Here is a 4,784-nt window from a genome sequence, read left to right on the forward strand (position 1 = left end):
CATAGTTATAGTTGCCCGTAAACAGGGCCACACGCAGCTGCGAAGCATCCATCGCGCCGCCTTAGGAGGCAAATCCGATCATCGCAACCGGAACGGCCAAAGGGTCGGGCGGTTCTGCAAGGTGAAAGGAACGCGCCATGTCCAACAAATTTCGCAAAGGTCAGAAGGTTAGCTGGCAATGGGGCGCGCACAGCGCCCACGGCCATGTCGAGGAACGGTTCGAGCGACGCGTCCAGCGGACGATCGAAGGCGGCCGGATCGTTCGCCGGGGAACGGCGGACAACCCGGCCTATCTGGTCGAGACCGATGAGGGCAAGAAAGCGCTCAAGCGCGGTTCTGAACTGACCGCCGCCTGAGCCGGCCTTCGCGCGGCCGTCAGGCGGCCTCGCTCTCAGCCATCCACTGGCGCAGCGCCTCGTCGGCGCGCTCGGACATCATCACCTTGCGGTCGCCCTTGCGCTTGCGCCCGCCGCGCGCGCCCTCCAGCGGCGGAAACAGGCCGAAATTGACGTTCATCGGCTGGTAGCTGTCGGCATCCGCATCGCCGGTGATGTGGTTGAGGAGCGCTCCCAGCGCGGTGGTCTCGGGCGGGCGGGCGAAGCTGCGGCCGAGCAGTTCGGCGGCGGCGAAGCGGCCCGCCAGCAGGCCGATCGCGGCCGATTCGACATAGCCCTCGCAGCCGGTGATCTGGCCGGCGAAACGGATGTGCGGGCGCGACTTGAGCCGCAGGGTACGGTCGAGCAGCTTGGGGCTCTGGATGAAGGTGTTGCGGTGGAGGCCACCCAGCCGCGCGAACTCCGCATTTTCGAGGCCGGGGATCGTCCGGAACAGGCGGACCTGCTCGGCATGCTTGAGCTTCGTCTGAAAGCCGACGATGTTCCACAAGGTACCCAGCGCATTGTCCTGCCGCAGCTGTACCACCGCATAGGGCCAGCGCCCGGTGCGCGGATTGTCGAGGCCGACCGGCTTCATCGGGCCGTGGCGCAGCGTGTCGACCCCGCGTTCCGCCATGACCTCGACGGGCATGCAGCCGTCGAAATAGGGCGTGTTCTTCTCCCACTCCTTGAACTCGGTCTTTTCGCCGTCGAGCAGTCCCTGGTGGAAAGCGAGATACTGCTCCTTGTCCATCGGACAGTTGATATAATCCTTGGTCTCGCCCTTGTCCCAGCGCGAGGCCATCCAGGCGATGTCCATGTTTATCGAATGATGGTGGACGATCGGCGCGATGGCGTCGAAGAAAGCGAGCGCATCGGCGCCGGTCGCCTCGCCGATCGAGGATGCGAGCGATGCGGCGGTCAGCGGACCGGTGGCGACGATCACCGCGCCGCTGTCCGGAAGCACGTCGACCCGTTCCCGCACTAGCTCGATCATCGGGTGATTGGCGATCGCGCGGGTCACGGCCTCGGCATAACCCTCGCGGTCGACGGCGAGTGCCGAGCCCGCCGGCACGCGGTGCGCGTCCGCCTGTGCCATGATCAGCGAGCCGAGCGCGCGCATCTCCTGATGAAGCAGGCCGACCGCATTGTGAGGATCATCTGAGCGGAAGCTGTTCGAGCAGACGAGTTCGGCCAGGCTGTCGGTCTGGTGCGCCGGGGTCGCCTCGACCCCACGCATTTCCGACAGGCGCACCTTGATGCCGGCCTGCGCCAGCTGCCACGCCGCTTCGGAGCCGGCTAGGCCTCCGCCGATAATGTGTATCTGATGATCCATGCAGCGGCTTTAGTCGCACCCGGCGGTGGATTGAAGCATCTTCCGACCGGCGTCCGCGTCAACTGGATCGGCCGCGCTCCAAAACCGCGTCGAGGCCCAGCCAGTCGGCCATATCGCAAAGGGCGGAAGACAAGGCCTCGAAGCTGTTGACCGGGGCGTCGGCTTCGAGGTGTACCGACTGGACGAGCAGACGGGAGGCCTGCCGGTCGGCCTTCAGGTCGACGCGGCCGACAAGCCTGTCGCCCAGCAGGAAGGGCAGGACATAATAGCCGAAGCGCCGCTTGTGGGCGGGGGTGTAGATCTCGATCCGGTAGTGGAAGTCGAACAGTCGCTCGGTACGGGATCGCTCCCAGATCAACGGGTCGAAGGGTGCGAGCAGTGCTGCGGCCGATACGCGCCGTGGCGAGCGCGCTTCGCGGTGCAGCCAGGCGGCTTTGGCCCAGGCCTCGACCTGCACGGGCTCGAGCACGCCTTCCTCGGCCAGCGCGGCGATGGCGTCGCGGGTCGGCTCGACCTCGGTCCGGAAATAATCGCGCAGATCACTTTCGGACGCGACACCCAGCGCCGAAGCAGCCCGCGCGATCAGGGCGCGATGGGCCGCTGCCTTGTCGGGCGTGGGGAGGGCAAGGATGTCGGGCGGGATTACGCGCTCGGTCAGGTCATAGACCCGCTCGAAGCTGTTCCTGCGCGTCGCGGTGGTGATGTGGCCCGCCCAGAACAGCCACTCCAGCTGGCGCTTTGCCTCGCCCCAGCCCCACCAGCCGCCTTGCCCCTTCCCGTCCTCGAAGTCGGATGCGGACAGCGGTCCTTCGGCGGCGAGGCGGGCGAGCGTGCGCATGGCCTCGGCGCGGCGTTCGCCGGCATAGCTGCGCAGCGATCTCCAGCCGCGCTCGCCCCGGTCGGCTTCGGCCATGCGCCAGCGGAGCAGCGGGTGCAGGTCTAACGGCAGCAGCGAGGCCTCATGCGCCCAATATTCGAAGATGCGCCGCTTGCCGCACGGGCCCCAGGCGGCCTGGTCCAGCCACCCGCGATCATAAGCGCCGAGGCGCGAGAAAGCCGGCAGATAATGCGCCCGCGACAGCACGTTGACGCTGTCGATCTGGTGCAGCGAGAGGCGGTCAAGCGTCGCGGCGAGCTTGCGCGGGTTCGCAGTCGCCGTTCGCCCGCCGAAACCCTGCGCCGCCAGCGCGATGCGGCGGGCCTCGGCAAGCGATATATGGTGCAGCTTCAACGCCGCTCCATGCGCCGCGATGCCCAGAGATAATCCTCGGCCGCCTTGCGGTCGCGCTCATCCTCGAAAGCAGCGTCGGGTTCGGGAGCCGATCCCAGCGCGTCCAGCAGGATCCACAAGGCAAAGCGCCGACCGCGCTCCTGCTCGGTCCCGAACGCGATGGCGACCCGCTCGCGTCCGGTCTCGATCGCGTCCTCGTCGAGATCGTCGATCGACGTGGTGCCGAAATAGTGAAAGAGCAGATCGTCGAGGTCCATCGTTGCGCGATGCCCCGGCGGACCGATGCTGGCAAGAGGGCGGCGCAGAAAGCGGGCTCGTTACGCCTAAGGAGAAATCGCACCTGTTCCGTAACGGTAGGGCATGGCACAAGGTCTTTGGCCGGGGGGCTGATCCGTCAGGGAGGGGACCATGCATCGCTCATTCGTCAGATTCATCGCCGCCATGGCTTTGGTAGCGCTTGTCAACTGCTCTACCATGAATGTCGCCCCACCCCCTCCGCCTCCGCCAGTCGACGGCGGAAGCGGGCAGGTCGCCGCGACGGCCGTGGTGGTCCGTGAAATGCTGCCGCGCGGTACCGCCTTCTCGCAGACCGCTTCCTCCTATCCGTTCCGGGCCGTCATCCTGCTGACCAATCGGAACGGCAGCCGGAACAAGAAATTGTGCAAGGCCTATATGGGGCTGCTGACGACGCCGGATATTGCGCGACAGGTCGTACCGGGCGCGCAGCGGATCCCGACCTATTGGCCGGTGAAGGCGCCCATTTCGGCGAGCGACTGCGCTTCGATGCTCGCCGCCTATGATTATGAGGCGGCTAAGGCGCTGCTGCAGGTCTATGGGGTAGCCGACGCGAAGGGGCCCGTGTTCATCGTTGCGGACAAGAATAATCGCTATGCCTTCATTGACCTGAGCAAGGCGAGTGAAGCGCAGATGCGGGCCGTCGTAACCGGCTGGTATGCGGGCGTGGTGCAGAATGGACTCAAGAACACCACGTTCACCTCGCCCAATTTCTTCGAGGTGTTCGGCAAAGGTATCTGCGGGCTGACCGGAAACCTCGTTGCGCAGCAGATACCCCCTGAAGGAAGCGACCTCGATGATCCAAAGACCTGGGGGTGGGATGGCCAGAAATGGACCAAGCCGTCGGTCCTCAGTATCGGCGCGATGCTGTTCGGCGGTACGATCACCAATACAGTCTGCGGACTGGTGGCCAGGATCGCCTAATGCAGGAAAGATGATCTGCCTCAAGGCGCGCCGGCTCCGCTGCGGCTAAATGACGGGCGCCGCGGGATCATTCCGCCCCGGTCCCGCATTTAGTCGTTGAATCACAGGAGGAAGGATCGATGTTCGAACATCTGCCGCGCTGGCTGGGCGGTCTGCTCCACAATGTGCGGGCAGGCCATTCCAAGCTGGTGATCGTCAATCCGGACCTGGCGGTCGGGGAGACTGTCATCGATCTGGAAAGTCCCGCTTTTGGCTATGGGGCGAGGCTGCCGGTGCGTTTCACGGCGGACGGAGACGGCGTTTCGCCGCCGCTCGTCTGGGGTCCGCTGCCGGAGGGCGCCGCCAGCCTCGCGCTTATCGTCGAAGATCCGGATGCGCCGGCGCTGCAGCCGCTGGTCCATGCGCTGGTGTGGAACATCCCGGCAGACGAGCATCGGCTGGCGGAAGGGGCTATCGCCCCCGACGGCGACGGACAGGCGGATGGCCGCGATGTCGGCCGCAACAGCCTGATCGGGGAGGGGTGGCTGCCGCCCGATCCCCCGTCCGGGCACGGCTCGCACGATTATGTGTTCCAGCTGTTCGCGCTCAGCGAGGCGGTCGATGTCGGGCCCAGCCCCGGCCGATC

Annotated in this window: 6 protein-coding genes; 3 read left to right on the forward strand and 3 right to left on the reverse strand. The window is 66.0% G+C overall.

Annotated features, from left to right (window positions below; translation table 11 throughout):
* Positions 1-137: 137 nt before the first annotated feature.
* On the forward strand, positions 138-356 hold the full coding sequence (locus tag KAY22_RS24735; protein WP_296625789.1) for a DUF2945 domain-containing protein: 219 nt from the start codon (positions 138-140) through the stop codon (positions 354-356).
* Positions 357-375: 19 nt separating this feature from the next.
* On the opposite strand, the gene trmFO is transcribed toward KAY22_RS24735, so the two are convergent.
* Genes trmFO through KAY22_RS24750 form a run of 3 tightly spaced genes read right to left on the reverse strand, consistent with a single transcriptional unit; the run spans position 376 to position 3,198 of the window.
* A complete protein-coding gene (gene trmFO, locus KAY22_RS24740; RefSeq protein ID WP_296625790.1) occupies positions 376-1,710 on the reverse strand; it encodes a methylenetetrahydrofolate--tRNA-(uracil(54)-C(5))-methyltransferase (FADH(2)-oxidizing) TrmFO in 1,335 nt (444 codons plus the stop codon).
* Between the two features lie 58 nt (positions 1,711-1,768).
* Entirely contained in the window at positions 1,769-2,941 is a 1,173-nt protein-coding gene (locus KAY22_RS24745) for a crosslink repair DNA glycosylase YcaQ family protein (protein ID WP_296625791.1), read from the reverse strand.
* On the reverse strand, positions 2,938-3,198 hold the full coding sequence (locus KAY22_RS24750) for a hypothetical protein (RefSeq protein ID WP_296625792.1): 261 nt from the start codon (positions 3,196-3,198) through the stop codon (positions 2,938-2,940). Before KAY22_RS24750 ends, KAY22_RS24745 begins: the two co-directional genes overlap by 4 nt.
* Positions 3,199-3,349: 151 nt before the next feature.
* Here KAY22_RS24750 and KAY22_RS24755 point away from each other — a divergent pair, with 151 nt between their 5' ends.
* A complete protein-coding gene (locus KAY22_RS24755) occupies positions 3,350-4,159 on the forward strand; it encodes a hypothetical protein (RefSeq protein WP_296625793.1) in 810 nt (269 codons plus the stop codon).
* A 119-nt stretch (positions 4,160-4,278) separates the two neighbouring features.
* On the forward strand, positions 4,279-4,784 hold a 506-nt coding region (locus KAY22_RS24760; RefSeq protein WP_296625794.1), incomplete at its 3' end, for a YbhB/YbcL family Raf kinase inhibitor-like protein.

Source organism: Rhizorhabdus sp., from assembly GCF_018006725.1.
GTDB lineage: Bacteria > Pseudomonadota > Alphaproteobacteria > Sphingomonadales > Sphingomonadaceae > Rhizorhabdus.

Excerpts from the sequence above, each read along its gene's own strand:
- KAY22_RS24750 (WP_296625792.1), bottom strand. The coding sequence starts at position 3,198 with ATGGACCTCGACGATCTGCTCTTTCACTATTTCGGCACCACGTCGATC.
- KAY22_RS24755 (WP_296625793.1), top strand. The coding sequence starts at position 3,350 with ATGCATCGCTCATTCGTCAGATTCATCGCCGCCATGGCTTTGGTAGCG.
- trmFO (WP_296625790.1), bottom strand. The coding sequence starts at position 1,710 with ATGGATCATCAGATACACATTATCGGCGGAGGCCTAGCCGGCTCCGAA.
- KAY22_RS24735 (WP_296625789.1), top strand. The coding sequence starts at position 138 with ATGTCCAACAAATTTCGCAAAGGTCAGAAGGTTAGCTGGCAATGGGGC.